This window comes from Meiothermus rufus DSM 22234 (assembly GCF_000423425.1).
In the GTDB taxonomy this organism is placed as follows: domain Bacteria; phylum Deinococcota; class Deinococci; order Deinococcales; family Thermaceae; genus Meiothermus; species Meiothermus rufus.
Genome location: NZ_AUHY01000039.1, coordinates 1 through 26121, shown reverse-complemented (window position 1 = coordinate 26121; position 26121 = coordinate 1). Strand labels below are relative to the sequence as shown.

Genomic DNA, 26121 nt, shown 5'->3' with positions numbered 1-26121 from the left:
CCCCCGCCGTGCCTCCAGCCACCTTTTCCACCCGCTTTGCACCGGGTACAATCGGCTGGTGCAACGGGTTTTTATTGAGGAAATCGCCAAGTACCAAGGCCAGGAAGTGCTTTTGCGCGGCTGGTTGGTAGGCCGGCGCTCCAAGGGCAAGATTCACTTTCTACAGCTACGCGACGGCAGCGGCTTCATTCAGGCTACGGCCTTCAAAGGCGAGCTAACCGAGGAGGACTTTGAGCTGGCCGACCACCTGCCCCAGGAAACCTCGTTGGAAGCCTGGGGAGTGGTGCGGGCCGATAGCCGGGCCCCCGGCGGTTTTGAGCTGGCCCTGCGCGGGCTGAAGGTAGTGGCCCGGCCCAGCCAGGAGTACCCCATCACCCCCAAGGAACACGGGGTGGATTTCCTGATGGATCACCGCCACCTCTACCTGCGCCACCGCCGGGCCTGGGCGGTGCTCCGGGTGCGGGACGAGATCGAGCGGGCCATCCACGACTTCTTCCACCAGCGCGGCTTCCTCCGGCTGGATGCCCCCATCCTGACTCCCAATGCCGTGGAGGGCACCACCGACCTTTTCGAGGTCGACCTGTTCGATGGGGAAAAGGCCTACCTCTCCCAGTCGGGCCAGCTCTACGCCGAGGCTGGAGCCATGGCTTTTGGCAAGGTCTACACCTTCGGCCCTACCTTTCGGGCAGAGCGCTCCAAGACCCGGCGCCACCTGCTGGAATTCTGGATGGTAGAACCCGAGGTGGCCTTCATGACCCACGCCGAAAACCTGGCCTTGCAGGAAGAGCTGGTGGCCTACCTGGCAGGGCGGGTACTGGAGGAGAAAAAACTCGAGCTAGAGATGCTCGAGCGCGACACCACAGTCCTGCAAACCACCGCCCAGGGCCACTTCCCCCGCATCACCTACACCCAAGCAGTGGAAAGGATCAACCGCCTGGCCCAGGAAAAACCCGAGCTGGGCCTAGCCCCCCTGGCCTGGGGCGACGACTTTGGCGCTCCCCACGAGGCCGCCCTCACCTTAGGGTTCGACCGTCCGGTCTTTGTGGAAAAATACCCCGCGGCCATCAAAGCCTTTTACATGCAACCCGACCCGGAAGACCCCCGGCTGGTGCTAAACGCCGACCTGCTGGCCCCTGAAGGAGTGGGTGAGATTATCGGTGGTTCGGAACGCATCCACGACCCCGAGCTGTTGCGGCAAAAAATCCGCGAGCACAATCTGCCGGAAGCCGTCTTCGACTGGTACATGGATCTGCGCCTGTACGGAACCGTTCCCCACGCTGGCTTTGGCCTAGGCCTGGAGCGCACCGTGCGCTGGATCTGCGGCATCGAGCACATCCGCGAGGCCATTCCCTTCCCTCGCATGTACACCCGCATGCGCCCCTAGGAAGCCCCCCTTTTTCAGCTCAACGGGCCTGCGCACCAGCAGGCCATTGGAGCGGTGTTATACTAACTTTACCGTGGAGAGAGCCATTTATCGCTTCTTGCATTTGGTTTTTGCCCTTGGAAGCCTGCATTTATTGCTTTTGCTGGGCCTCGAGGTTCAGCGCAACGTGCACATTCAGCGCGAGATAGCCGCCACAAAGCTACGGGTGGCTCAGCTCGAGCAACAAAAGCAAAAGCTTCTGGAGGAGTTACAAACCGCCGCCGACCCCCGCTACCGCGAAGGGTTGGCCCGGCAGATGGGCTACGTGCATAAGGATGAACACCTCTACCCCCGCGCTCGGCTCGAGCGCTAAAAAAGGGCCGCCAGGAGGCTGGGTGGGCCCGGAGGGCTGAATATCAGGCCTGGGGCCTTGGCCGCATCTGGGCGCGCGAGGTCACAAGACCGCTAAACTCACTGAGGGCGGGCAGCAGCCAGTTACGTAAAGAGACGCGCCCCCCTCCCATAGGCCGGGGCTGAGCCCGGGGGAACCGGGTATGGCTAAATTCAGCTGGGAATACAGGCTCTTTGAACATGTAGGCAGGGTAAACCCTGCCCCGTTTCAAGAGCGTTACATTTGCACCAAAAACCCTTAAGAAATCTTAATCTTCACCCTCATCTAAGCCTGCATGGGCCTAGGCCCCGAGGCCTCGCCGGGTTCCTCCCAGGCCACCTCCACTAACTCAATCAGCTCTTCGATGGGCACGGTGTAGCGACGGGCTATCCGGGCCATCTCATGCCCAAGCCGCCGGAGATGGCCAGCATACTTTTCGGTGGCCGCTTCCGAGTCCGCCTCGAGGTCCTCCATAATGCCGATAAGCCAGCCGATAAGCTCATTGGCCTCCTCATCCGACAGGCCGTCGGTAAGGGCTTCATCCTCGAGAAGCTGTTCGGTTAGGCGCTCCACCATAGCTTGTTTTATACCATCCCGCTAGAAAACTGAAGCGATTAGGGCTAGTGCGCCTCGCCTAACTGCTGCTGGGCCAGCACAACTTCCTTGGTGGGCACCCTGCGGTGAATGAACCAAAACCCCACTGCTCCCAGCAATAACACCAGCACCTTTGCCCACAAAACCGGTATCAGGAAGATGGCGCTGGTGAGGGCAAAAAAGCTCAGCATGCACAAAGCCAGAATCTTGGCCCGGCGGGGCATCCCCAGACCTGATCGGTAGTCGCGCACGATGGGCCCTATTTTAGGCAGGTTTAGAATCCAGTTTAGGAAGCGCTGGCTGCTGCGGGAAAAAAAGTAAGCCGCTAGGATGAAAAACACGGTCGAGGGCATACCCGGTACGACCGTACCGATGAATCCCAGACCAGCAAAGAAAAAGCCCATAAAAAGCCAGAGCGGGCGCATGGGGTTGAGGGAAGAGGGCTCCATAAGCGCCCTATAGTATGCCAAAAAAGGGGTGGGGATGAATGTACCTTCTACTTTCTAGCCCAAAACAAGCGGCCGGGGCTTAGGCCCCGGCTGTGCCTCAACCCCTAGCCTACAGCAGCCCCGCCTCGCGTAGGAGCTTTAGGGCAGTGTCCAGGGGCAGTTTTTCAAAATCTACCTTAGGCCCTTTGTTAACGGCCTGCTCAAGGGGCAGCAGGTTTGGGTTCAGCACAATTCCCTTGAGCACCGGGTACTCGGTGACCTCGCTAGCGAAGTATTGCTGTCCTTTGGGTGAGAGCAACCACAGCAAGAAGCGGTTGGCGGTGGCCGGGTTTTTGGAGGTCTTGAGGATACCCGCCCCCGTAACCAACGCTAGGTTGCCCACGTCTCCATCGGCGAAGTAGTAGGTACCGATCTGCTGGCCAGCCCGCACAAAGCGCAGCATGTAGTAGTGGTTGGAGGAGCCCAGGTCGATCTCACCCGAGCGGATGGCCTCCATCATGGCCGGGTTGGAGGCATAGGCTTTGGGCTCGAGGGCCTTCATCTCGGCCAACCACTGCCGGGTACGGGCCTCGCCAAACTGCACCACCATGGCCGCAATCATGTCCTGGAAGCTGCTGTAGGTCGGCGTCCAGCCAATGCGGCCTTTGTACTGGGTGAGCTTGGGCAGATCCAGAATGCTCTTGGGCAGATCCTCGGGCTTGACCCGGGCCGGGTTGTAGGCCACCGCCCGCAGGCGCACGGTCAGGGGCACCCACTGCCGGCTGGCCGGCACAAACCCCACCGGAATTCGGGTGATGGCCTCGCCCAAGCGAACAAAAAGCCCCCGCTCCGAAGCCGCCCCCAAAGCACCGGCGGTATTGGCCCAGAAAAGGTCGGCAGGGCTACGACTGCCCTCCTCTTGCAACGCAGCCAGAATCTGGGCGTCGGTGCCGTAGCGGACGTTAACCCGGATGCCGGTCTCGGCCTGGAACTGCCGCACCAAAGGCTCCACCAGCCCCTGGCCCCGGCCTGAGTAGATGGTAAGGGTCTGCTGCTGGGCCTGTCCTAAGCTGAAAAGGGCCACTGCTGTAAAGAGTAGGAAACCACGTCTCACGCTAACCTCCTCGAGCCTTCCGGCTCCAGCGAGAGTCTATTGGGCTGGACAAATAAAGTCAAGTATTCCGCTCGGATTTATTGAGTATTGAAAACAGGAATCATTTGCAACTGTGACGCACCCCGAAACAAGCCGTAGACTTGAGGCCATGAAGCGACCCTCCACGCCTACCCTCATCCGGGCTTTTGGGCAGGTTCTGGCCGTCTCGTACCCATTGCTGGCCCTTTCTGCTGGGGCTCGAGCCCTCTACCAGCTTTTCTTCAAGCCCGGTGTGACCGACTACCTCCCCCCTATTCTCTCGGCGGTGGCGGCCAGCCTCTACCTGGTGGCCACGGTGGCCTTTGTGCGACGCGCGCCCTGGGCCTGGTGGGTCTCGGTGGTGGTGCTGACCTTCGAGACCGCCGGGGTGCTGGGGGTGGGCACCCTGAGCCGGCTGATGCCCGAGGTGATCGGGCGCACGGTCTGGCACGACTTCGGGGTGGATTACGGCTTTCTGCCGCTCATCCAGCCCATCCTGGGCCTGGTCTGGCTCTTTTGGCCGGAAAACCGCAGGGCCTTCTTTGCCAATCCAAGCGAACCCTTATCCTGAGCGCAGCCCTCACAGGCTCTACGGCTGCAGGCATTTTTGCAAATGATTCTTGTTTTCAATATACATAAATCCCGACTAGAATACTTGATTTATTTTCCATAGCTTGCTAGTTTGAAGGTTGCTGGCTTGGAGGAGCGGTTGGCGCTCCATCGGTCTTGCGTCAATGCGCTGGTCTTCATGGTCTCTCGGCTGAGTAAACCCATTCCCAAGGGCCTGCTGGCCGTAGCTCTCCTGATCGGGCTGGCGGTGCTCTTGCCCATGCTATACCTGGTTTTGCGGGCAGCCCAGGCCGAGCCCAGCCAACTTGCGGAGATCGTCCTGCGCCCGCGCAACCTGTACCTGCTGGGCAATACCCTGGCCCTGTTGGCTGGAGTGATCGTTCTTTCCACCCTGCTGGCCTTGCCCCTGGCCTGGATTACCAGCCGCACCAACCTGCGGGGCAAGCGCCTCTGGACGGTACTGCTGGTTTTGCCGCTGGCGGTGCCGGGGTATGTGGGGGTGTTTGGGTTTTTTGGGGCTACTGGGAGCGGGGGGTGGTTGGAAATGCTCCTGGGCTTTCCCTGGCCCCGGCCTACGGGCTACCTGGGGGCCTTGGGTGTACTCACCCTCTTCACCTATCCCTATCTATTTCTGAACCTGCGGGCAGCCCTGCTGGGCCTGGACAGCAGCCTCGAGGAGTCGGCCCGCAGCCTGGGCTACCGGGGGTTTGAGGTTTTTTTGCGGGTGGTGCTGCCGCAGCTCCGGCCTGCCTTGTACGCGGGGTGGCTCCTCATTGGTCTACACGTGCTGGGCGACTTCGGGGTGGTCAGCTTGGTGCGCTACGAGACCTTTAGCTACGCCATCTACCTGCAGTACGCGGCCTCTTTCGACCGGGTGTACGCAGCCTGGCTCTCTTTGATGCTTATTCTGCTCACCGGAAGCCTGCTCTGGCTCGAGGCCCGTCTGCTGAAAAACCTGACCCTAAGCCGGGTGGGCCTAGGCAGCGCCCGGAGGCCTAGCCCAGTACCCCTGGGCGCCTGGAGCCTGCCCGCTTATGCCCTCATGGTGCTCCTTGTGGTGGGGGCTTTGCTGGTACCCCTCACCTCCATTGTCTACTGGCTAAACCAGCCCGCCTACCCCCTCGAGCTTAGCAGCATCAAAGAAGCCCTACAAAACTCGGCCCAGGCGGCAGCCCCGGCGGCCTTGCTGGCTGCCCTTCTGGCCTTGCCTTTGGCCTACCTGGGGGTGCGCTACCCTAGCTCACTTTCCCGCCTATTGGAACGGGCCGCCTATCTGGGCTACGCTACGCCGCCTTTGGCCTTTGCCCTAGCCCTGATTTTCTTCAGCCTGCGGGCTCTGCCCTTCCTCTACCAGAGCCTGGCCCTATTGGTACTGGCCTACGCCTTGCACTTCCTGGCCGAGGCCATCGGCCCTATCCGCAGCGCGCTCTACCAAGCCCCACCCCGGCTCGAGGAGGCCGCCCGCAGCCTGGGTTACCGGCCATTACAGGCCTTTCTCAAAGCCACCTTTCCCCTGCTGCGGCGGGGAATACTGGCCAGCATGGCCCTGGTCTTTCTCTCTGCGGTAAAGGAACTGCCCCTGACCTTCCTGCTAGCCCCAGCCGGCTACTCCACCCTTTCCACTCGCATCTGGGGCTACACCGCCGAGGCCATGTTTGCTGAAGCTGCCCCCTACGCGCTGCTGATTGTGCTGTTTTCTGCTGGCTTAGTAGGCCTGCTGCTCACCCAGGAACGAAGATGAATGCCTTGAACACCGAACGCCCCACCGTCCCGTCCACAGCCCTGCCCCCCGTGCTGCAAGTCCAGGGCCTAAGCAAACGCTTCCACCCCAGCCTTCCACCGGTGGTCGACCAGGTCAGCTTTGCCGTTGGGCCCAGCGAGGTCTTCGCCCTACTCGGCCCCTCGGGGTGCGGCAAGACCACCACCCTGCGCCTCATCGCTGGATTCGAGCGGGCCAACCAAGGACAGGTCTGGATTGCAGGCCGGGAGGTAACCCGCTGCCCGGTAGAGCAGCGCGGTATCGGTTTCGTCTTCCAGGATTACGCCCTGTTCCCCCACCTGAGCGTCTACGACAACGTGGCCTTTGGCCTGCGCCATCTGAGGGGCAGGGCCCGAAAAGAACGGGTGGAAGAGGTGCTGGGCTTGGTAGGGCTAACCGTCTTCAAAGACCGCAAGCCGGGTGAGCTTTCCGGTGGCCAGCAGCAGCGGGTGGCCCTAGCCCGGGCCATTGCCCCAGGCCCCAAGGTGGTGCTCCTCGACGAACCCTTTAGCAGCCTGGATGCGGCTTTGCGCCAGGCCACCCGCGACGAGGTGCGGGCCCTCCTGAAGCAAGCCGGCATTGGAGCGGTGCTGGTGACCCACGACCAGGAGGAAGCCCTCTCCTTCGCTGACCGGCTGGCGGTGATGCGGGCCGGGCGCTTGGAGCAGATAGGCACCCCCGAGGAGGTCTACCATCGCCCCCGCACCCCCTTCGTGGCCCAGTTCCTAGGCCGCACCAACCTGATCCCTGGTGAAGCCAAGGGCCTCGAGGCCGAAACCCCCTTGGGCCGTATCGCCCTGGTGGAAGAGGCCCATGGCCCGGTGCTGCTCTCCTTACGCCCGGAGGGGCTGGGCCTGGCTGCACCCCTGAAACACCTCCCGCAGCTCGAGGCCACTGTACTCACCCGCGAGTTCAAGGGGCATGACCTGACCTATAGGGTTCGCCTGGGTGAGCGCGAGCTACTGGTGCAGGAAAGCCCGGAAAGCCCCTTCCGGCCCGGCGAGCGGGTGCGGCTTGTGGTGCGGGCCCGGGCCGTGGTGGTGGGGCGCAACAAGTAGGGCGTCTTTCCCGGCAGCCCATCGCATGCCCTAGAATAAAAACCGCCTTGGAAACGCCAGAACCACCCGCGACACCCCTAAGCCTCCGGCGCATCCTCCTCACCCTCGAGTACGACGGCACCCAGTTCGCCGGGCTGCAAATTCAGGCCAAGGGTGAGCGCACCATCCAGCAGGTGCTCGAGGCGGCTTTGGGCCAGATTCCCGGAGCAAAGCCCAAGATCTGGCCCTGTGGCCGCACCGACGCCGGTGTGCACGCCCTAGCCATGCCCGTTCACTACGACACCCAAGACCGCATTCCCACGGAAAAAATCCCCTACGCCCTCAACAGCCTGCTCCCGCCCGACCTCCGGGTTTTACGGGCCGAGGAGGTTCCGCTCCACTTTCATGCCCGCAAGAGCTGCCACTGGCGGGCCTACCGTTACCGCATCTTGCAGCGCCGCATGCCGCCTGCTTTGGAGCGCCACCGGGTCTGGTGGATTCCCCATTCGCTAAACCTGATTGCCATGCGCCATGCTTTGGAACACCTGGTAGGCCTACACGACTTCCGGGCTTTTGCGGTTAAGGAGGAACGCAGTACCGTGCGGGAGATTTACCGGGCCCACCTCGAGGTCTGGCCCGCCGAGGGGGGGCGGGAGGTCTGGCTGGAGTTCGTAGGCTCGGGCTTCCTCCGCGGCCAGGTGCGCAGCATGGTAGGCACCTTGGTCGAGGTGGGCCTGGGCAAGCGCGACTCCAGCGAGATCAAAACCTTACTCAAAAACGGCCAGCGCAAAGATGCCGGGCCAACAGCCCCAGCCCAGGGCCTCTACTTTGTGCAAGCCGGCTACCAGCCCTACCGCCCTTGAAGCTCCAGATAGACCCGCAGCGCCTCCACCGGGGCCAAGGAAACCTCGAGGCCCCCCCTTACTTGCTTATCCCAGGTGTAGGCCAGCCCCAAAAGCAGCTTGCGGGGGGAGAGCCAAAAGCTAGGGAGGCTCCCCTGGCGCAGATAGTCCCATTCCGGGTTCCACCAGAGCACCCCCTCCAGCCCACTTTTATCTAGGGCCTCCACCCAGGCGGCCCACTCGCTCCCGGCTTCCGCTGGGGCAAGCTGAGCCAGGGCCTGCCCCAGAGGGAGCGGAACCGACCCTCTAGCCCAAAAACCCCTATCCTCCTGCCAAAACAGCTCGCCTAGCGGCCCCAAAAGCCCTATCCGGGGAATGAACCTTACCCCTGCCTCCACCTCCACCAGGCCACCGGCCCGAAGCCCCGCCCACACAAACCCCAAGTACCCCTGTCCCCCGGCTAGCCTCGGGTGGGGCAGGTAGGCCAGCTCGAGCACCACGGCCTCGGCCGGATAGGAAGCAAACACCCCCCAGCGCCCATCCTGGCCCATTAGGGTATCGAGCCAGGGCCCCCCCAGGCCCACCCGCTTGCCTAGGCTCAGGGTCAGGTCGGCCAGCCTGCCCTCGAGGTACGCCTCGAGCAGCCCCCACTGCCAGGCTCCCTGGTACCAAAGCCCCAGGCTGAAACGTAGCTCAGCCTCCTCCGCCCGGCCCCGCCCTTCCAACAGCCCCCCCGCTGCCAAGCCGCCGCCCTCGAGGCGCAACAGGCCCAAAGCGCTAAGGCAGACCTCCCCTTCTGCCGGTAGGCCACAGCCCCTGCGGGGGCTAAGGTCCTGGGCCACGGCTAGCGCGCCAAGCATCAGTCCTAAAGCAACTATCCAGCGCATGTGCCCCACCATACCGGCATTTAGGGAAAAACCATGGTAAAAAACCGCCCCGAAGGGCGGCTGGGCTACAAGCGACTGCGCGGGTCTAGGGCATCCCGCAGGCCATCCCCCAGGTAGTTGAAGGAAAGCACGGTGATAAAGATCATAAAGCCAGGCGCCAGCGCTAACCAGGGCGCGGTGAAGATGTACTCCTGGGCGTTGTTTAGCATATTGCCCCAGGTCGCTACCGGAGGCTGGATGCCGAAGCCCAAGAAGGAAAGGGCCGCCTCGGTCAGGATAGCCCCCCCGATGGCCAGCGTGGCATTTACGATTAAGGGCGCCAGTGCGTTAGGCACCAGGTGGCGGAACATAATCCGGGCCTCCCCCGCCCCCAGAGCCTGGGCCGCGGTGGTGAACTCCTGTTCGCGTAGGCTGAGTACGGCGCCCCGGATCAGACGCCCGGTACCAATCCACCCAAACAGAACAATGATGGTGATGATGATAAACACCGAGGCAGCCTCCCCAAACACCTCCTGGGCCCAGCGGCCAGCGGCGCCTTGTGGGTCGCGCAACAAAGCCGAAAGCACCAGCAGTAGGGGCAGCTCGGGGATGGTGAGCATGAAGTCCATAAAGCGCGAGATAGCGATGTCCAAATCTAAGCGCGCCTGCCCAAACAACCCCCAGACCGCAGCGAAAAGCAGTAAACCCCAGACCACTAGCAGCCCTAGCAAGGAAAGCACATTGTTAAGCGAAAGACTTCCCCCCAAAAGGGCCCGCACGTTGTCTCCTGAGAGGGTCCAGACCAGGCTGGCCACAAAGAAAAGCAGCCCGTAGAGCAAAACCCAGGAAACTACCCGCCACAACGCAAACGGCCAGGGACGCCAGCCATCCCGAAGCCGGGCCAAGGGGCCGGCGTAAAAGCGCAGAGGCCGGCCAGAAAAATAGCCTGCCAGCACCCCCAGGGTAGTACCCAGCAGGGCCGCAGCGAAAGCGGCCACGAAGCCCACCAATAAGGATATACGGGCTCCGTAGATAATGCGCGAGAGCACATCGCGGCCTAATTCGTCGGTACCTAGCCAGTGCTCGCGGGTCGGCCCCAGGAAGTAATAGTCCGCCAGGTTGTCCCCGGTAGGCTGTGCGGTAGGCTCGTAAGGAGCAATCCAGGGAGCAAAAATGGCCATTAAAACGAGGAAAATCACCACGCCTAGGGAGAACATCGCCGCTTTGTGCTTGCGGAAGCGGCGCCAGGCCAAGGCCCAGGTAGACTGAGGTTTTGCTTGGGAAGTAGAGGCAACAGCAGCCATACAAACCCCTAACTATAGCGAATGCGGGGATCCACCACCGCATACATCAGGTCGGCCAGCAAGTTGAAGGTAGCGGTCAGCAGGGCCAGAAAGGCCAGTGCGGCCATGGCCACGTTATAGTCCTTATCAATCAGGGAATCGAAGATGGCCCGGCCCATACCGGGGTAGGAGAAGATGGTCTCGGTGATGACGGCCCCGCCAAAGACCCCAGGAATAGCCAGACCCACCAGGGTCACGATGGGAATCAGGGCGTTGCGCAAAGCGTGCTTGTAGAGAACGATGCGCTCGCCCAGCCCCTTGGCCCGAGCGGTGCGAATGTAGTCCTGGTTCAGAACCTCGAGCAAGCTAGCCCGCATGTAACGTGTCCAAGAGGCCATCTGAATGGTGGACAAAGCCAGTACCGGTAGGGTTAGCTTAAAGGCCCAGTCGCCGATGAACTGAAAAAAGCCGATCTCCCGGTTGACCACCTGCGACCACTGATAGTCGGAGATACTCTGCACCGGGAACTTGGGGAACCAGGGCAGCTTCTCAGGCAGCCAGACAGCAAAAAGAAACAAAAGCAGAATGCCCAGGAAAAAGACGGGCATGGAGAAACCCACAAAGGAAAGGAAGGTGATAGCGTAATCGGCCCGGCTATACTGCCGCACCGCGGAAAAAATGCCTACTGGGATAGCCACCAGTAAGGCCAGGGTCAAAGCCGCCCCGGAAAGCACCAAGGTACGGGGCAGCCGCTCCCCAAAGATAAAGTGCCCTGCCGGGGTCGCATAGGTGCGCGACTGGCCAAAATCGCCCTGCAAAGCCCGCCCCAGCCACTTGAAGTAGCGCACGTAGATGGGCTGATCAAGGCCGTAGGCCCGCCGAAGCTGCTCGAGCTGTTCCGCGGTGATGCGGGGGTTCTGCTGGCGAAGCTCATCCAATGGGTCGCCCGGCTGTAGGGCTAGAAGGGTAAAGATCACGATGGATGCTGCAAACAATAGGGGTATCATTTGCAGCAAGCGTCGAACGGTATAGGCAAACACGCCTCCTATAATACCTTCTACCAGCTTTTTTGCACCTAAAGGCCCATCCACCAAACGGTGGAGAAAACCCCGCCCACTTCGGGGCGGGGTGGGCGAAAAGGAGGCCTGTTAGCGGATACGCTGGGCGTATTTGGCCTGGTCGTAGACCTTCTGGGCCCCACGGGACTCCCAGCCAATCAGCCAGGGTTCGATGGTGGGGTAGGCCGAGTTGGCGAAAGTGGAGGAGACGTAGTTGACCAACCCTACCCGGAAGACCCGGGCGTCCGCCACAAAGTACAGGGGAATCATGGCCACCTCGTTGGCCCAGATTTCCTGCATACGCGCGAAGAGCTGCTTGCGCCGGTTCACGTCGAACTCTACCACCGCCTGGTTGCGCAAGCGGTCGTACTCCTCGTTGCACCAACCCCCAAAGTTGAGCCCACGGAAGCCGTTCTCCCGGGTAGGGATATAGGTTACCCTGCCCTCATCGTCGCGGCAGGCCGAGCGTACCCCGTCATCGGCCTGGCCCATGCTGAAGGCATAGTGCAGGAAGCCGGTCCAAGTGCCCTCCTGGGCCCTCGAGCGGAACTGCGAGCTTAGCAAAACCGCGCTGGGCGCGTTGTTCACCCGGACAGCAATCCCCACCTGACGGTAATTCTCTGCCACAAACTGCTGGATGCGTTCCCGCACCTGGTTGCCGGCGGTGGTAGCCCACTCGATCTCAAAGCGCACAGTACGCCCGTCCACGGTGCGCTGCAAAATTCCGTCGGGGCCGGGGCGCCAGCCCAGCTCGGCCAGCAGCTGGCGGGCCCGCTCGGGGTTGTAGGGGTACTGGGTCACGTTGGGGTTGTACATGGGGTTCTGGGGCGAGACCCAGGTGTGGGCTACCCGGTAAAACCCATCGAAAAAGGCCCGGGTGATGCCCTCGCGGTTCATGGCGTAGATCAGGGCCTGCCGGGTCTTGACGTTGTCGAGCATCAGGTCGCGCGCCCGCTGCACGTTGGTGAACTGGTTGATCTCCAGGTGCTCGAAAAAGGGCGTGGGCACAGCCCAGATTTCGAAGCGGCCTGGAGCCCGGCTGGTGAGCTGGCGGCTTCTACCCTGGCCGAAGCTTATGGAAACGCTGGAACCGGCATCAATCCCTCCACCCATAATGGCCACCAACAGGGAATTGGTGTTCTGGATGATGCGGTAGACCACCTTCTGCACGTACTTATCCTCACCCCCGGGGGGCTTGATCCAGAAACGGGGGTTGCGCTGCATCTCGATAGTGCTACCCGGTACCCAGCGGGTCAGCACGAAAGGCCCAGAGTAGACCATCCGACCGCTGTTGAGAAACTGAGGGTTGGAGAACTGGGTGAAGAAATTGCGGAAAATCTCGGCCTGACGGGCCGTATCGTTGGTCTGCGCTGCTGCTGCCTTGGCCCGCTCCCACTCGGAGCGCATGATGTGGTTGGGGGCGTAGTAGACCTGGTTGACATCCAGATCGTAGAAGTAGGCCGGCTCGAGGCTCACCGTAAAGTTGCGCGCATCCCGCACCCGCAGGCTGGCCCGCTCAAAAAAGTCAATGGCCGTGGTGGGCATCCCCCGGGTCTTACCCATCTCAAAGTACAGGGCTACGTCGTCGGTGGTGATGGGCCGACCATCGGACCAAACCGCATCGGGGCGGATGGTGTAGTCGAGCTCGAGGCGCCGCACCCCAGGGCGCACGTTCACAAAACGCAGCCGGTTGTTCTGGGCCGAAGGCACCTCCGTCACCACCACCGGAATTTGCTGCAGGTCGCGGTTGGTCTGCACGATGGGGGCAAACAGAAAGTTCTCAATCTCAAACTTGATGGACTGGTTGGAGATGGCATTGACCACATCCCCCGCCAGCGCCCGGGGCTCCTGGGCGGCCCCGATCACCAGGCTGTTGTCTGCAGGGCCAGCCAACGCTAAGCCTCCGAGCACCCACAGGGCTATTAGCTTCTGTTTCATTGCTCCTCCTCATTAGCCAGTGTCTGGCTAGGCTAGATTTTAGGGGCCAGAAAGCCCTTTGTGTACCCCAGAGTAAGAAAAAACCCCGCCCGAAGGCGGGGTCAGATAGGGCGGAAAACTACTTGATGGCAATCCCACCGGCCTGGGCTTGGTCGTGGCGCTTGACTGCTCCACGGCTGGCCCAGCCAATCTCCCAAGCGTTCCAGCCAGGGTAACCGTTGCCGCCGGAGTAGGTGGAGGCCACGTAGTTGACCAACCCGTTGCGCACCACCAGGAAGTTAGAGCGGAAGCGCAGCGGCAAAGCCGGCAGTTCCTCCGCCCAGATCTCCTGGGCGCGGGCGAAGAGCTGCTTGCGACGGGCCTCGTCGAACTCGAGCACCGCCTGGCTGGTCAGCCGGTCGAACTCGTCGTTGCGCCAGTTGCCGATGTTCTGCCCCGCGTAGTTGTTCTCCTTGCTGGGTACCTGCTGGGCCCCAGTGTTGAGGTTTTTGAACTGGAAGAGGTTACCGTCCTCGGCCAGGCTGCTGACCCAGGCGAACATGAACATCAGCCACTTGCCTTCCTCTGCCCGCTGGATGAAGTCGTCGGCGAAGACCACCGCACTAGGCGCGTTGTTGGTGCGCACGGCAATGCCCACCTGGCGCCACTGCTCGATGAAGAGCTGCTGGGTCCGCTCGCGGATGGTATTGCCCGCGGTAGTCACCCAGTCGAGCTCGAAACGCACGGTACGCCCGTCCACGGTGCGCTGCAGGATGCCGTCGGGGCCAGGGCGCCAACCCACCTGGGCTAACAGCTCGCGGGCCCGGGCTGGGTTGTACTCGTACTTGCGCACATTGGGGTTGAACAGCGGGTTGGTGGGGGCTACCCAGGTGTGCGAGACCGGCTCGGTACCATCGAAGAAGGCCTGCACCCAGGCTTCACGGTTGATGGCATGGAGCAGAGCCTGACGGGTGCGCTTATCGTCTAGGGTCAGGTCGCGCACCCGCTGCACGTTGGTGAACTTGTTGATGTCGATGTGTTCCCAGATGGCCCCGGGGATGGCCCAGATATCAAAGCGGCCTGCGGCCCGGCTGGTGAGCTGGCGGCTACGGGCCTGGTCAGCGGAAATACCCACGGTAGAGGTGGCGTCAATCCCCCCACCCAAGATAGCCACCAATAGGGAGTTGGTGTTCTGGATGATGCGGTAGACCACCCGCTGCACGTACTTATCCGCCCCACCCTGCGGCACAATGGCGGTGAAGTTGGGGTTGCGCTCGAGTTCGATGGAGCTGTTGGAGACCCAACGACGCACCTTGAAAGGCCCGCTGTAGACCATGCGGCCCGCGTTGATGGCCTGGTTGGAGCTGAACTGCTGGAAGAAGTTGCGGTATAGCTCGTTCAGGCGCTGGGCATCGCGGTCGGGGTTGAGGGGAGCCGCTGCCGCTTTGACCCGCTCCCACTCGGAGCGCATGATGTGGGCCGGGGCATAGCCGATGGGCGAGCCGTAGGTGTCGTAGTAGTAGGCTGGCTCAAAGATGACCGTCATGTTCTGCCGGTCGCGCACCCGCAGGTTGACCCGCTCCCAGTAATCGGGGTTGACCAAGGGCATACCTTTGGCCTTACCCACCTCAAAGTAGAAGGCAAAGTCGTCGGTGGTGAGGGGGGCCCCATCGGACCAGCGCAGGTTGGGCTTGAGGGTGATGTCGATCTCCAGACGGCGCTTACCCCCGCCGATGTCGGTTACCCGCAACCGGCGGTTTTGCAGGGTGGGCACCTCGGTAGCCAGTACGGCTTCGTTCTCGGCCCGCAAGTTCTGCACAATGAGCGGAGCGAAGAGGTAGTTTTCGATCTCAACTTTGATGGATTGGTTGGAGATGACGTTGAGGAAGTCACCCCCCAGCACCCGGGGCTCCTGCGAAGCGCCCACCACCAGGCTGTTATCCGCAGGGCCGGCCAGGGCTGCACCCGCCAGCAAAGTTAGACCAAGTACAGCGAACTTGTTTAGACGATTCATCCAACCTCCTTTGCGATTCTGCCTGGGGGCAGAACCTCTTTTTTTGGCATTTTGCCGTCCCTATTATAGCCACCCCGGTGAGGGCGTCAAATCGGGCAGTCAAGTGGGGCCATAGGCTTTTTGTCCTTTCCCATCCACCTTTGAAAAAACATCCATCCACCTAATGGTGGATGGCTCACCCGCCAGAAAGTCGAAGTTTAGCTCCCACAGCAGCCGCTTCCCTCTCCGCTGGGGGCTTTAGCCCCATCGGTGCGGAAGGAGTGGCCACAACCGCAGGAAGAGGTGGCGTTGGGGTTGTTTACGCTAAAGCCGCCCCCCATTAGGTTTTCCACCCAGTCCACCTGCGAGCCTACCAGCAACGGCAGAGACATCCGGTCGACCACCAAGCGTACCCCGTGCATCTCCACCACGGTGTCGCCCTCGAGCTCGCGCTCATCTACCGCCATGCCGTATTGGTAGCCGCTGCACCCGCCCGACTTGATGAAGACCCGGATGGCCGCATGGGGCTTGTTGTAGCGCTCTAGAATCTCCTTGGCCCGCTCTGCCGCTAGCGGTGTGATGCTGATAGCCACCTGCTCTTGAACCACAAAAACCCTCCTGCTCCCAAGCTTAGCACGCTACTGGCGGAAAATCGTAAGCAACTACACGCCAAGCCCAAGCGCTAAACTGCTGTCTATGGAGATTACCCGCGCTCAACAGGCCCTACAGGAAACCCACCTCCCTGGCTGGCTGCTCTACAGCTTTCAGGGGAGCAACCCCTTGGCCCTGGAACTCTTGGGGCTGCAAAACCAGATGCTCAGCCGGCGTTTCGCCTATCTGATTCCCGCCCAGGGCGAACCGGTGCTGCTGGTGCACGCCATCGAGAAAAGCAGCTTTCCCCCTCTGCCCGGCCAACAGGTGGTCTACGCAAGCTGGAGCCAGTTCGTAGCCGCCCTGCAGACCCACGTGGTGCCCTTAGGCCGCGTGGCCATGGAATACCAGCCCGGCGGGGGTATCCCTTACCTTTCACGGCTGGATGCAGGCACCCTCGAGCTTCTGCGCGGCTTAGGGCTGGAGGTGGTCTCCTCTGCCGAAATTCTGCTCCACTTCCAGACCTGGGAGGCCCAGGCCCTGGCCGCCCACCGCCAAGCCGCGGCGGGTATCGAAGCCGCCATAACCCATGCCTTAGGCTACCTGCGCCGCCGGCTGGATCAGCCCCCCAGCGAGCTCGAGGTTCAGGCCGAGATCGCTAAGGTCCTCACCCAGCGGGGCCTGGTCTTCGACCATCCGCCCATGGTGGCCTTCGGGCCTCATGCCGCCAACCCCCACCACCGCCCGACCGAAGCCCGGCTCGAAGAAGGCCAGGTGGTGCTCCTCGACCTGTGGGGCAAAACCCCGGAGGGCCCCTATGCCGACGTCACCTGGATGGCCGGCTGGAAGGTGCCTGCGGCAGTGCATCAGGCCTGGGCTGCGGTACGGGCCGCCCGCGAAGCGGCCCTCGAGCACTGCCGGCTGGCCTACGCCCAGGGCCGCTACCCCCGGGGCTTTGAACTCGACCGGGCCGCCCGCCAGCCCCTTGCCCAAGCAGGCTACGCCGAGCATATCCTGCACCGTACCGGCCACCATCTGGGCTTCCACACCGTCCACGGCAACGGCACCCACCTCGACGACCTCGAGACCCACGATACCCGCCCGCTGATCCCCGGTCTGGCCTTCACCATTGAACCTGGGGTATACCCTGGCCCCTTCGGCCTGCGCAGCGAGATCAACGTCTATTTACACCCCAGCGGCCCCGAGGTCACCACCCGCATGCAGCAGGAAATCGAGCCTCTGGACTAGGTCTATATCCGGCCCTGGCATTGTATGCTTTCATGCGGTTATGGAACGACCCTTAATGGTGTTTAGTGGACAGTCCAACCGCGCCCTAGCCCAGGAGATTGCCGACAACCTGGGGGTACCCCTGGGCAAGAGCACCACCGAACGCTTCGCCAACGACTGTCTATTCGTGCGCTACGAGCAAAGCCTGCGCGAAGGGGATATCTTCATCATCCAGTCCCTCACCCCCCCGGTGCAGGACCACCTGGTCGAGCTTTTGATGATGATCGATGCGGCCAAAAGCAGCAGCGCGGCCCGGGTCACCGCGGTCATCCCCTACTACGCCTACGCCCGCAGCGACAAAAAGGATGCGCCTCGCATCTCCATCGCGGCTAGGCTGGTAGCCGACCTGATCCAAACCGCCGGGGCCGACCGGGTGCTGACCATGACACTGCACTCAGCCCAGGTGCACGGATTTTTTAAGGTGCCGGTCGACCACCTTTCGGCAGAAGTGGTGATCGCCAACCACTTCGCCACCCAGGTCGAACGGCTGGAAAACGCAGTGGTGGTGGCCCCCGATGCAGGCGACCTCAAGCGGGCCTCCTCCTTGGCCCGCCGGCTGGCCCTGCCCATCGCTTTTATCGATAAACAGCGCCTCTCCGACACCGAGGTCACCTCTCGCGGTCTGGTGGGGGATGTGCGGGGCAAAACCGCCCTAATCGTAGACGACGAGGTCTCTACCGCAGGCACTCTCATCCAAGCAGCGGAATCGCTGGTGCAGCATGGCGCGGCCGCCGTCTACGCCGCCTTTACCCACGGGGTGTACGTGGGGCCGGCCATTGAGCGCATCGAAAAAGGCCCCATCGTGGAGGTGGCCGCCACCAACACCTGCGCCTACCGGGCCCAGCCCAGCCCCAAGATCAAACAGCTTAGCGTGGGGCCCCTTTTCGCCGAGGCCATCTGGCGCATTCACCGGGGGGAGTCGGTCTCCACCCTCTTTACCTGAGCCAGCGCCCCTTCGCGCTCAAAGAGCACCCGCCCCTCTTGCAAGGCGGGGCGTAGCAAGCCCCAGCCCTCGAGCCAGCTTTGCCGAGCCTCCCCCAGGGTGTAGGGGAAGACCTCCACCCGCACCCCCAGGCCCTGGGGCTTGTAGGCCACCAGCCGCTCGGCAAAGGGCAAAGGGCTTTCCCGCAACAGAATGAGCACATCGGCATCGCTCATGGCGGTGGCCTCGCCGCGGGCCAGCGAACCGAAAAGCACCACCGCCAGCACCTCAGGCCGCTGGGCAAGGGCCTGCGCCCAGGCCCGAAGCTGCTCCTGCCAGCGATCCGGCTCAGCCTTCCATACGCGACGCACAGTAGCTCACCATCTCCCCAGCCAGGCGCACAGCGGCCTCGGCCTCCCCTCGAGTATAGTGCCGCGCCGCCGGGCCAGCAGGGTGGGCATCGGGGTAGCGGGTGGGAATGTAGTACTTGTCCAGCACCCGGGCTTTATCCAGGAACCCAGGGGGTGGCTGGGCTGCTTCCGGTAGGGCCTCGATCAGGTCCAGCAGCGAGTGCCCCCAGGCCACCTGCCCTAGCCTGAGGTGCAGGGCCTTGAGGGCGGCCTCGGCAGCTTGTTGTGCCGCAAAACAGGCCCAGGCAAAGTCGCCAAAGGCCAGGCTGCGCTCGGCGTGGCCTAGGTTGGCCCGGGCCTGCTCGAGCCAGTCCCAGGCCCGGTTCACCGCACCCCCACCGCCTCTGGGCCAGAAGCCACCGCTGCCGGCTGGGGCCGGATGGCCTCGGCCACAAAAGCCCACAGCACCCCTATCATGAAGCCCAGCACCCCCGCGACCACGGTAAAGAGCAGCGGGCGGGGAAAGCTGTGGCGCAACGGCTCTGCCGGGGGCACCAGCACCTGCACCAATAGGGCCTGGCTCACTAGTTGGCGGATGGCCTGCGGCTGGCGCAAAAAATCATTTAGGGTTGTGATGCGGGCCTCGAGCTGGGCAATCTGCGAGCGTAGCCGCGACTCGTCCAGGCTCAAGCTGGTGTAGGCCGGACTGGCCGAGCGGGCCACCTGGGGGTCGGTGCCGCGGGCCTCGAGGCCCGCGGCCAGGGTGCCATTGGAAACCGCTAGGTCAGGGGCCCTGCTGAGTTCCACCTGGATGCTTTTCAGAGCATCGCGCGCTGCTTGCAGATCGAGCCGAGCCTGAGTCTGGGCTGCCCGCAGGTTAGCCTGGGCGCCCTCCAGCAGGTTGCGCTCGAGGTAGCTCCGGGCCACCTGCAAAATCCGGTTGGCTCGCTCTTCTGCTTCGGCAGCCGTGCTCCCTTGAGCCGTTAGGAACAGCAGGCCCCGCTTCTCGTCGAAGCGGGCTCTGTAGTAGCGGGTGGGGTCGTCTACACCTAGTTGGTTGGCCAGCAGGCGGGTTTGCTGCAGGTCTACAAAGCCCTGGGCCAGCCCGGCCAGCGAGGGCAGGTTGTTGAGCAGGCCCTGGCTGGACTGGTTGGCCAGGCTGAGGCTAACCACCACCTGGCTGGTGTAGGTCTTGGGCCAGAGCAGGCTCCCGACCAAGGTCAGGGCTGCCAGAAGCAAAGGTAGCCCCAGCACCAGGTGCTTGTTGCGCTTGAGCACCAGGTAAAGGTCGCGCAGGGTAATTTCATCGGGAGAGGTCACGGTCTCTTTCACGAGGGTATTGTACAGGCCCCAGCGCCCAACCCACCCCCAGCCAGAGCGGGCCAAAAACGCCAGCATAGAAAAAGGTGTAATCCAGAAGGTTGAGCCCCAGGGCCAACCCCCACAGGGCCACTGCCGGCCACAGCCCGCGCCGCAGTAGCGCGTACAGCACAGGCAGACAAAGAGCCAAGAAAGCCCCCAGCAACACCACCCCGCCCTCAGCCAATAGGGAGAAAAACAGGTTGTGTGCATGGGTGGGAAACTCGATAAAGTCTTCCGGCAGGTTCAGGCAAAAAAACAGGGGAAAATGCCCCCAGCCCACCCCGGACCAAGGATGCTGGGCAAAAGCCTCCCAGGCCACCTGCCAGAACTGCAGCCGGGCCTGGCCGCTCAGGTCCAGCCCTAGCTGCCCCAAACGCCCCAGCCCCTCTGGCCAGCGCCACAGGACCAGGCCGGTGACCCCCAAGACCAGCAACACCCACCGTCGCCCCTGGGGCAGGCTCCAAGCCCAAAACAGCCCCAACAGCCAAAGGGCCAGAAAGGCCGTGCGGCTACCGGAGGCCATCACCCCCAGGCCGGCTGCCAGAAGGGCCACAAGCCCCCAGCGCCAGCCCCCCAACCACCACACCACCCCCGCCACCATCACCGCAGTGTGGCCCAGCAGGTTGGGCTGCGGCGTGAAGCCCATAGCCCGCTCCATACCGCTAATCTCTAGCTGCCAGAGGGCATAGCCCAGGTGCAAGGCTAGCCCTAACAGCAAAAAAGCCGCTACCCAGCGGGCCTCGAGGTACCGACGCCAAAACCCCACCCCCACCAGGGCCAGCCAGGCCAAGAGCACCTGGCTGGCCCAGGCCCAGGCCCGCAGCCAGGGTGGAACCTCCTCTGCGGGGCCAGGACGGTAGGGGCCGGGCTGGGAGCCTACCTCGAGCTGGGCCCAGCCCACCTCGAGGTAGGTGAAGTCCCCCCCCTGGTTCAAAAAGTCGATGGCCCGCAGCGCCCCATCCCCCTCTTGGGCGGTGTAGCTGCCCCAAACCCGGTAGACCCCCGGGGCCACCGGTTCCATCTGGGTAGGTACCGGATGGTGGCCCTGCTGGGTGAAAAAGGTGATCTGGACGCGGGCTTGGGTGCCATCGTGCCGCAGGTAGAAGCTTTGGATATAGGTCTGGCCCGCCTCGAGGGGGTAGCGGTGATCGGTAAGGAACTCAGTCTGCTCGAGGCCCGAACGCGGATTGTAGCGAGGCAAGCGCCAGAAACCATCCCCCAAGGCAACAGCCCATCCGCCCCGCTCGTCCTTAGGGTTCCAACCATGCAAGGCCGCCAGGTCAGCCGGGGCGATCCAATTGCCTCCTCCCTCCGACCAGGCCACGTACGCCGGCGGAGTAGGCCGGGTGTAGAGCTGGGCCGGACTCCAAAACTGCCCCGCTATGCCCAACAAGGCCGCTAAGGCAAACCATCCTGCCCATGGACGGTAACCTCGCCACACGGCCCACACCCCCAGCAGCCCAAGCAAGGGCATAAACCAGGCTGACTGTAAGGGCAATAGCAAAAAAGGAAGGGCTGAAAACCCCCGCATAGCTAGTAGGCCCCCTTGGCAAACAGCACCACCCAGACCGTGCGGGCCAGGATGTAAAGGTCGAGCCAGGGCGACCAGTTGCGCACGTAGTAGGCATCCATCGCCACCCGCTCAGCATAGGTGGTGTCGTTGCGACCCGAGACTTGCCAAAAACCCGTCAGGCCGGGGCGAACCTTGGTGTATAGGGGGAAAAGCGCCCCATAACGCCCTACCTCCTCTTCTACGATAGGCCGAGGCCCCACCAGGCTCATCTCCCCGCGCCACACGTTCCAAAGCTGGGGGAGTTCGTCCAGGCTGGTTCTGCGGATAAAACGGCCCACCCGGGTGATGCGGGGGTCGTGTTTGAGCTTCTGATCGCGCGCCCATTCTTCTTGTAACTCGGGATGAGCCTGAAGATAGGCATGCAACACCTTGTCGGCATCCCTAACCATCGAGCGAAACTTCCAAATTCTAAAAGACCGCCCCCCCTGGCCAATCCGCCACTGCCCATAAAACACCGGCCCTGGGGAGTCTAGGCGGATTAAGAGGGCCAGCAGCAAAACCAAGAGGCCCACAGGAATAGCCAGTAGCAGTACCAAAAACAAGTCCATCAAGCGCTTGACCCCACGCGGGCCAGGCAGCAACAGCCGTTGGCGAACCTCGAGGCCCAGCACCCCGGCGAAATCCTTGGTTTCAACCCAAAGGCTAGAAAGCCCCAACAGGTCGGGTATCACCATCAAACGGGGAAAAAGTTTGCTGTGCGTTTCCAAAAGTTCCACCAGGCGTGCGCGCGGCAGACCCGGCATGGCCAAAATGGCCTGCCGCACCCCCAGGGCAGCCAGGCGGGGGGCTTCCTCTAAGCCACCCTCTACCCGCACCCCGGCCACCTCCCGGCCTTGTTTGGCGGGGTCGTCGTCCAGGAGGGCCACGGGTTTTAGCCCCAGCCCGGGCTGGCGCTTTAGCGTGCGCACCAGCATCTCGCCAGTCTGGCCAGCCCCCAGCACCACCACCGCCCGCCCCCACCAGGGCCTCCCAGCCCAAAGATGGCGCACCAAGGCACGCGAGAGGGGGACCAAGAACAGCACCAGCCCCCAAGCAAACACAAAGGCCCCCCTCGAGTAGTCGGCCCCGGCCTTGTACATAAAGGTGGCCCCGCTCAACACCACAAACACCAGGCTGCTGGCGTAGCTCAAACGGCGAAGTTCCTCGGGGGGAGCGAGGCCCACCCCATACAACCCCGCCAGGGCATAGGCCAGCGGGAAAAGCGCGATGGCAGGCCACAGGTCGAGGTACAGCGCCCAAAGCAAGGAGCGATCCCACAGCCAGCGCAGCCCTATGGCCAGCAGGAAGGAGGCGGTTACGGCGATCGCATCGGTTAGCAGAAGTACAAGGGTGGTGCGGGAAGGAGAAGGCAGATAACCCGCTTTAGGCCTTGGGGGTTCAAGAGAAGCCTTCGAATCCACAGCCTTCATGCCTAAAGCCTACCGGACAAAGTAGTGTTGGTTCATGGCCAAGTGCCGCTTCAACCTCGTGGGCAGGAAAGCCTCGAGCCGCCCTAAGCGGTAGGCTGTGTACTTGAGCAGGGTGCGCAAGAGGGCTGAAGGGATTTTCCCTGGCGCCTTCTGCCACAGATAGACCAGCTCGGAACGCACATAACGCAACCCCTCCCCTTCTGCCCCACCAAAGGCCTGCAATAGTTCTTTTTCACGGGCATGGAACACTCCTATATCGAAGTAGCGGGTGAACTCCTGCCAAAGGGTGTAGTCATGCGAGTGGTACACCTGGGCTTCCGCCACGTAGGCCACCTTCCAGCCCGATAGCAGCATTCTAGAGGCCACATGGGCATCTTCCCCAAAAATGATTGACCGGGGAAAGCCCCCCACCTGCTCTAGCGCAGCTCTCCTATAGCAAGCGAAGGAATCCGAGTTAAACGCTGCCTTAATGCCTTTGGAGGCAATGTCCTCCTTGGCGCGAACCTCCGAGCGAGGGGGGTAATTAAACAGGCGGGCGTGGGCGGCTATCGGGCCCGCCTCTGGGTAAGGAAGCTGACGGCCATAGGCCAGACCGATGCGGGCATCGTCGAAGGCAGAAAGCAACCGCTCCAATGCATCCGGGGTGGCTAGTACAGCGTCCTGGGTCATGTAAATCAGCAGCTCTGCTTCTGGTAGAAGCTCGGCTCCAAGCTGGCGAGTCCCTCCATGGTCAAAGGCATGACGCGCAATGCGGTGTACCCTGAACCCCGCGCGCTCGGCCCGCTCAGGGGTGCCGTCGGTGGAAGAGGAGTCGATAACCAAGGTGTATTGAGGCTTACAGGTCTGGGCAGCGTAGGCCTCGAGCCAGCGGTCAAAGGCTGGGCCTGCGTTAAGGGTGGGCACTATCAGAGCCACGTTTGGTGCGGATTTCATTGCTTAGCTGCCTCCTCAAGTACCGCCCAGGTGCGCTCGGCAATCCAATCCCAGCTAAACTCTTGAGCACGGAGTAACCCCTTTTTCCGCATAGACTCGCGCAAAGAACTGTCCACCACCAATCGCTCCAGCCCATCCGCAATGGCTTCCACATCAAATGGGTCTACCATTACCCCTGCTTCTCCCACCACTTCAAGCAAAGCGGTGCGATTTCCTGTGAGCACAGGGGTACCCGAAGCCATAGCCTCGAGCGGAGGTATACCAAAACCCTCATATACCGACACGTAAACAAAGGCCAAAGCAGAACTATACAACGCGGGCAAGTATTCATCTGGCACATGCCCCGTAAAGTAGACTCTAGGGGGCAACTCACCAAAAGCAACATCCCGAAATATCTCCGGTTTGCCCTTAGCCCCTGCTACAACTAGCCATATCTCCTCCGGAACCTTGCTTTCCACCAAGGCCCAGGCTCTTAGCAACCTAGGTAAGTTTTTTCTCGGCTCCAACGAACCTAAACTCAAAACAAAGTGCGGCGAGGGTAGAGCCAAGCGAGCTAATAATGCTTCTTTTTCATCTTCATTACGTGGATAGAAGCGCGAGTCAACCCCATTAGGGATTACCACTATTCTGGAAGGGTCTACCTTTATGTGCTCGAGGATACGGGCTTTGCTAAATTCAGAAACCGTAATTACACGCCGAACCCGCGGTATTAGCTTTGGCAATAGAAATCTATACCAGGCAGCGAACTTTGGATTCAACCACTCAGGATGATCAAGCGGAACCGCATCGTGTACAGTGACAACCTGTCGGCAAACAGCTATAGGTCCGGTGTTGCTGGGACTCCAAAGCAGCTTTCCGTCAAGGCGGATGGGCAATATCAATTGCTCCCATAGATGGCCCTTATAGCCATCTTTTCTCCCTATTGGGGCTATTTCATCTAGGTGCGGGCGAAGCCTACGGAGCAATTCCGAGATATAACGCTGCACTCCAGTAGTTTTGTTTACCAGAACCCTAGTATTAACGACAACCGAAGATGATTTATTTGCATCTACACCCATGCGTATTAGCCCCTTTTTAGAGATCAACATTGTCCTTGCAGTACGCTATAGCGCTTGTGATAAGAATCAATACCCACATATCTGGAGAAGACAAATCTGGTAGAGCAAGAATTTTCGCAATAATCAAATAGAAAAGAGATAAGATCATGCCCTTAGATTGCGCTGAACGTTGACTGCTGAACCAAGCTTTAGCCACCGTCAACGCCAAAGCCCCAAAGAACAGAAGAAAACCCAATACTCCAACGTTACCCAACATATAAAACAAAAAGCTAGATGGCCTATTACTACCAAGTCCGACCCCCATTCCATAGCTTTGTCCCAATAACCAAAGAGCATGTATGTCCGAAGAGATTCTATTCTCAAATGACGATGTCTCAGCTTTTCGCAGTACAACTTTTTCAATAACACCTTGTATGGGCGATGAGGTCAATGCTAGCGATGTCAAAATTAGGCTTGTAAATACCAACAAAATACCTATACCCAAGGAGGTTCGAGGACGTCTTATAAACCTGATAACCAACCATATAAATAAGTTTAGGCCAAGCAAAGCAAGTACGAGATAACCCGTAGTAGAGGTTGTAAACAATATAGCAAGCATCGTCATGGCAAAAATAAATAGTACTAGCGGACGAAATTCGAAGATTAGTAAGTAACCCAAATATGCAGCATATGCCACTAAAAACCCTCCTGCATATGAGGGTTCGGTAAATAAGCCAGGACTACGCCTGAGAATATCAACGGAATCGTCTATAAGTATAGAGTAAGTAGGGTGATTGTGTGTTAGCCCGTATGGGAAGTGCCCAAGCTGCTGAAGAAAAATTGCCCAAACGTTCAGGAAGCCTGCCATTGAAAAACCACCAATAAGGCGCTCCTTTACTTTCCCTTTCTCGGTAGAAGTTTTAGTGCGGTACCAAACGACAAAGCAAAAAAGTAAAAAAATATTAAAGATCAAATAAACCAATTGACTCATATTGTTAGCCGAGAGCTGCAGCTTGCTTTTCTGATATACTCCTAAGTCGATTCCCGCCCTAGGGTCAAAAACAGGTAATCCACTGAACATTAGCGGGCCAAACAAAGTAATAAAAGAAGCGTAAAATAAAAACGCCAACCATAACAACATATCCTTCGGAATGGATGGGCTTTTCGTCTGCAAAAGATCTGAGCAAACGCGTAAAGCAAAAAAAATACCTACGAAGTAGTAGGGGATAATTCCATAGTCGTTATCACCTAATCTAAAATTCAGAACTGAGGCTGCTAAAAAAATTGAGGATAAGGGAAGGAGGTAAATATACCTAACCGGTTTATATACATAGGAGTTACGCAGTTGCAGTTGACTGGACATTCTTCTGTGTGCTAGGAGGAGAGTGCTTAGCCAAGCTTCTCCAAAGGGGGTGATGCCCATG

Annotated in this window: 25 protein-coding genes; 8 read left to right on the top strand and 17 right to left on the bottom strand. The window is 60.9% G+C overall.

The window, feature by feature from the left end:
• The first annotated feature begins 58 nt into the window (after positions 1-58).
• Both asnS and G552_RS0108570 read left to right on the top strand, forming a co-directional pair.
• Positions 59-1384 carry an asparagine--tRNA ligase gene (gene asnS, locus G552_RS0108575; RefSeq protein WP_027882669.1) on the top strand — a complete coding sequence of 442 codons (1326 nt, stop codon included), beginning with the start codon at positions 59-61 and terminating at the stop codon, positions 1382-1384.
• Positions 1385-1457: 73 nt separating this feature from the next.
• Positions 1458-1736, top strand: a complete 279-nt coding sequence (locus G552_RS0108570) for a septum formation initiator family protein (RefSeq protein ID WP_027882668.1) — start codon at positions 1458-1460, stop codon at positions 1734-1736.
• Positions 1737-2039: 303 nt separating this feature from the next.
• On the opposite strand, the gene G552_RS0108565 is transcribed toward G552_RS0108570, so the two are convergent.
• The 3 genes from G552_RS0108565 to G552_RS0108555 all read right to left on the bottom strand — a co-directional run bounded on the left by G552_RS0108565 (position 2040) and on the right by G552_RS0108555 (position 3890).
• Positions 2040-2330, bottom strand: coding sequence for a hypothetical protein (locus G552_RS0108565; protein WP_027882667.1), 291 nt, complete (start codon positions 2328-2330; stop codon positions 2040-2042).
• A gap of 44 nt (positions 2331-2374) precedes the next feature.
• On the bottom strand, positions 2375-2797 hold the full coding sequence (locus tag G552_RS0108560) for a YbaN family protein (RefSeq protein ID WP_036270515.1): 423 nt from the start codon (positions 2795-2797) through the stop codon (positions 2375-2377).
• A gap of 109 nt (positions 2798-2906) precedes the next feature.
• Positions 2907-3890, bottom strand: a complete 984-nt coding sequence (locus G552_RS0108555; protein ID WP_027882665.1) for an iron ABC transporter substrate-binding protein — start codon at positions 3888-3890, stop codon at positions 2907-2909.
• A gap of 148 nt (positions 3891-4038) precedes the next feature.
• Here G552_RS0108555 and G552_RS0108550 point away from each other — a divergent pair, with 148 nt between their 5' ends.
• The 4 genes from G552_RS0108550 to truA all read left to right on the top strand — a co-directional run bounded on the left by G552_RS0108550 (position 4039) and on the right by truA (position 8137).
• Positions 4039-4479, top strand: coding sequence for a hypothetical protein (locus G552_RS0108550; protein WP_027882664.1), 441 nt, complete (start codon positions 4039-4041; stop codon positions 4477-4479).
• A 177-nt stretch (positions 4480-4656) separates the two neighbouring features.
• The gene (locus G552_RS0108545) at positions 4657-6219 is read left to right on the top strand and encodes an ABC transporter permease (RefSeq protein ID WP_027882663.1); all 1563 of its coding nucleotides are present in this window, start codon (positions 4657-4659) and stop codon (positions 6217-6219) included.
• Entirely contained in the window at positions 6216-7295 is a 1080-nt protein-coding gene (locus tag G552_RS0108540; protein ID WP_051195753.1) for an ABC transporter ATP-binding protein, read from the top strand. The genes G552_RS0108545 and G552_RS0108540 overlap by 4 nt, the downstream gene beginning before the upstream one ends.
• 47 nt (positions 7296-7342) lie before the next feature.
• Complete coding sequence (gene truA, locus G552_RS0108535) at positions 7343-8137, top strand: tRNA pseudouridine(38-40) synthase TruA (RefSeq protein ID WP_051195752.1); 795 nt, start codon at positions 7343-7345, stop codon at positions 8135-8137.
• On the opposite strand, the gene G552_RS0108530 is transcribed toward truA, so the two are convergent.
• The 6 genes from G552_RS0108530 to erpA form a co-directional block, all read right to left on the bottom strand.
• Positions 8125-9003 carry a hypothetical protein gene (locus G552_RS0108530; RefSeq protein ID WP_027882660.1) on the bottom strand — a complete coding sequence of 293 codons (879 nt, stop codon included), beginning with the start codon at positions 9001-9003 and terminating at the stop codon, positions 8125-8127. The two genes, truA and G552_RS0108530, sit on opposite strands and share 13 nt — an antisense overlap.
• 65 nt (positions 9004-9068) lie before the next feature.
• Positions 9069-10286: an ABC transporter permease gene (locus tag G552_RS0108525; protein ID WP_027882659.1), complete on the bottom strand. Its 1218-nt coding sequence runs from the start codon at positions 10284-10286 to the stop codon at positions 9069-9071.
• Positions 10287-10294: 8 nt separating this feature from the next.
• Entirely contained in the window at positions 10295-11305 is a 1011-nt protein-coding gene (locus tag G552_RS0108520; protein WP_027882658.1) for an ABC transporter permease, read from the bottom strand.
• 108 nt (positions 11306-11413) lie between these two features.
• On the bottom strand, positions 11414-13261 hold the full coding sequence (locus G552_RS0108515; protein ID WP_027882657.1) for a peptide ABC transporter substrate-binding protein: 1848 nt from the start codon (positions 13259-13261) through the stop codon (positions 11414-11416).
• A gap of 118 nt (positions 13262-13379) precedes the next feature.
• Positions 13380-15254 (bottom strand): peptide ABC transporter substrate-binding protein, encoded by a 1875-nt coding sequence (locus G552_RS0108510; protein ID WP_027882656.1) that lies wholly within the window; start codon positions 15252-15254, stop codon positions 13380-13382.
• Positions 15255-15451: 197 nt separating this feature from the next.
• The gene (gene erpA / locus G552_RS0108505) at positions 15452-15841 is read right to left on the bottom strand and encodes an iron-sulfur cluster insertion protein ErpA (RefSeq protein ID WP_027882655.1); all 390 of its coding nucleotides are present in this window, start codon (positions 15839-15841) and stop codon (positions 15452-15454) included.
• An 88-nt stretch (positions 15842-15929) separates the two neighbouring features.
• Between erpA and G552_RS0108500 the strand changes: the two genes are divergently transcribed.
• Both G552_RS0108500 and G552_RS0108495 read left to right on the top strand, forming a co-directional pair.
• Positions 15930-17072: a M24 family metallopeptidase gene (locus G552_RS0108500; RefSeq protein ID WP_027882654.1), complete on the top strand. Its 1143-nt coding sequence runs from the start codon at positions 15930-15932 to the stop codon at positions 17070-17072.
• A gap of 40 nt (positions 17073-17112) precedes the next feature.
• Entirely contained in the window at positions 17113-18054 is a 942-nt protein-coding gene (locus G552_RS0108495) for a ribose-phosphate diphosphokinase (RefSeq protein ID WP_027882653.1), read from the top strand.
• Here G552_RS0108495 and G552_RS0108490 read toward each other — a convergent pair.
• The 8 genes from G552_RS0108490 to G552_RS16290 all read right to left on the bottom strand — a co-directional run.
• Positions 18018-18404: a nucleotidyltransferase domain-containing protein gene (locus G552_RS0108490; RefSeq protein WP_027882652.1), complete on the bottom strand. Its 387-nt coding sequence runs from the start codon at positions 18402-18404 to the stop codon at positions 18018-18020. The genes G552_RS0108495 and G552_RS0108490 overlap by 37 nt on opposite strands.
• Positions 18382-18771, bottom strand: coding sequence for a HEPN domain-containing protein (locus G552_RS0108485; RefSeq protein WP_027882651.1), 390 nt, complete (start codon positions 18769-18771; stop codon positions 18382-18384). The genes G552_RS0108490 and G552_RS0108485 overlap by 23 nt, the downstream gene beginning before the upstream one ends.
• Positions 18768-19715 carry a Wzz/FepE/Etk N-terminal domain-containing protein gene (locus G552_RS0108480; RefSeq protein WP_027882650.1) on the bottom strand — a complete coding sequence of 316 codons (948 nt, stop codon included), beginning with the start codon at positions 19713-19715 and terminating at the stop codon, positions 18768-18770. The genes G552_RS0108485 and G552_RS0108480 overlap by 4 nt, the downstream gene beginning before the upstream one ends.
• Positions 19687-21219, bottom strand: coding sequence for an O-antigen ligase family protein (locus G552_RS0108475; RefSeq protein ID WP_169447881.1), 1533 nt, complete (start codon positions 21217-21219; stop codon positions 19687-19689). The genes G552_RS0108480 and G552_RS0108475 overlap by 29 nt, the downstream gene beginning before the upstream one ends.
• A 59-nt stretch (positions 21220-21278) precedes the next feature.
• The gene (gene wbaP, locus G552_RS0108470) at positions 21279-22727 is read right to left on the bottom strand and encodes an undecaprenyl-phosphate galactose phosphotransferase WbaP (RefSeq protein ID WP_084640403.1); all 1449 of its coding nucleotides are present in this window, start codon (positions 22725-22727) and stop codon (positions 21279-21281) included.
• A gap of 9 nt (positions 22728-22736) precedes the next feature.
• Positions 22737-23660, bottom strand: coding sequence for a glycosyltransferase family 2 protein (locus G552_RS0108465; protein ID WP_027882647.1), 924 nt, complete (start codon positions 23658-23660; stop codon positions 22737-22739).
• Positions 23657-24748, bottom strand: a complete 1092-nt coding sequence (locus tag G552_RS0108460; RefSeq protein ID WP_211224817.1) for a glycosyltransferase family 4 protein — start codon at positions 24746-24748, stop codon at positions 23657-23659. The genes G552_RS0108465 and G552_RS0108460 overlap by 4 nt, the downstream gene beginning before the upstream one ends.
• Positions 24735-26121: hypothetical protein (locus tag G552_RS16290; RefSeq protein WP_211224816.1), on the bottom strand; the 1387-nt coding region annotated here is incomplete at its 5' end. The genes G552_RS16290 and G552_RS0108460, both read right to left, overlap by 14 nt.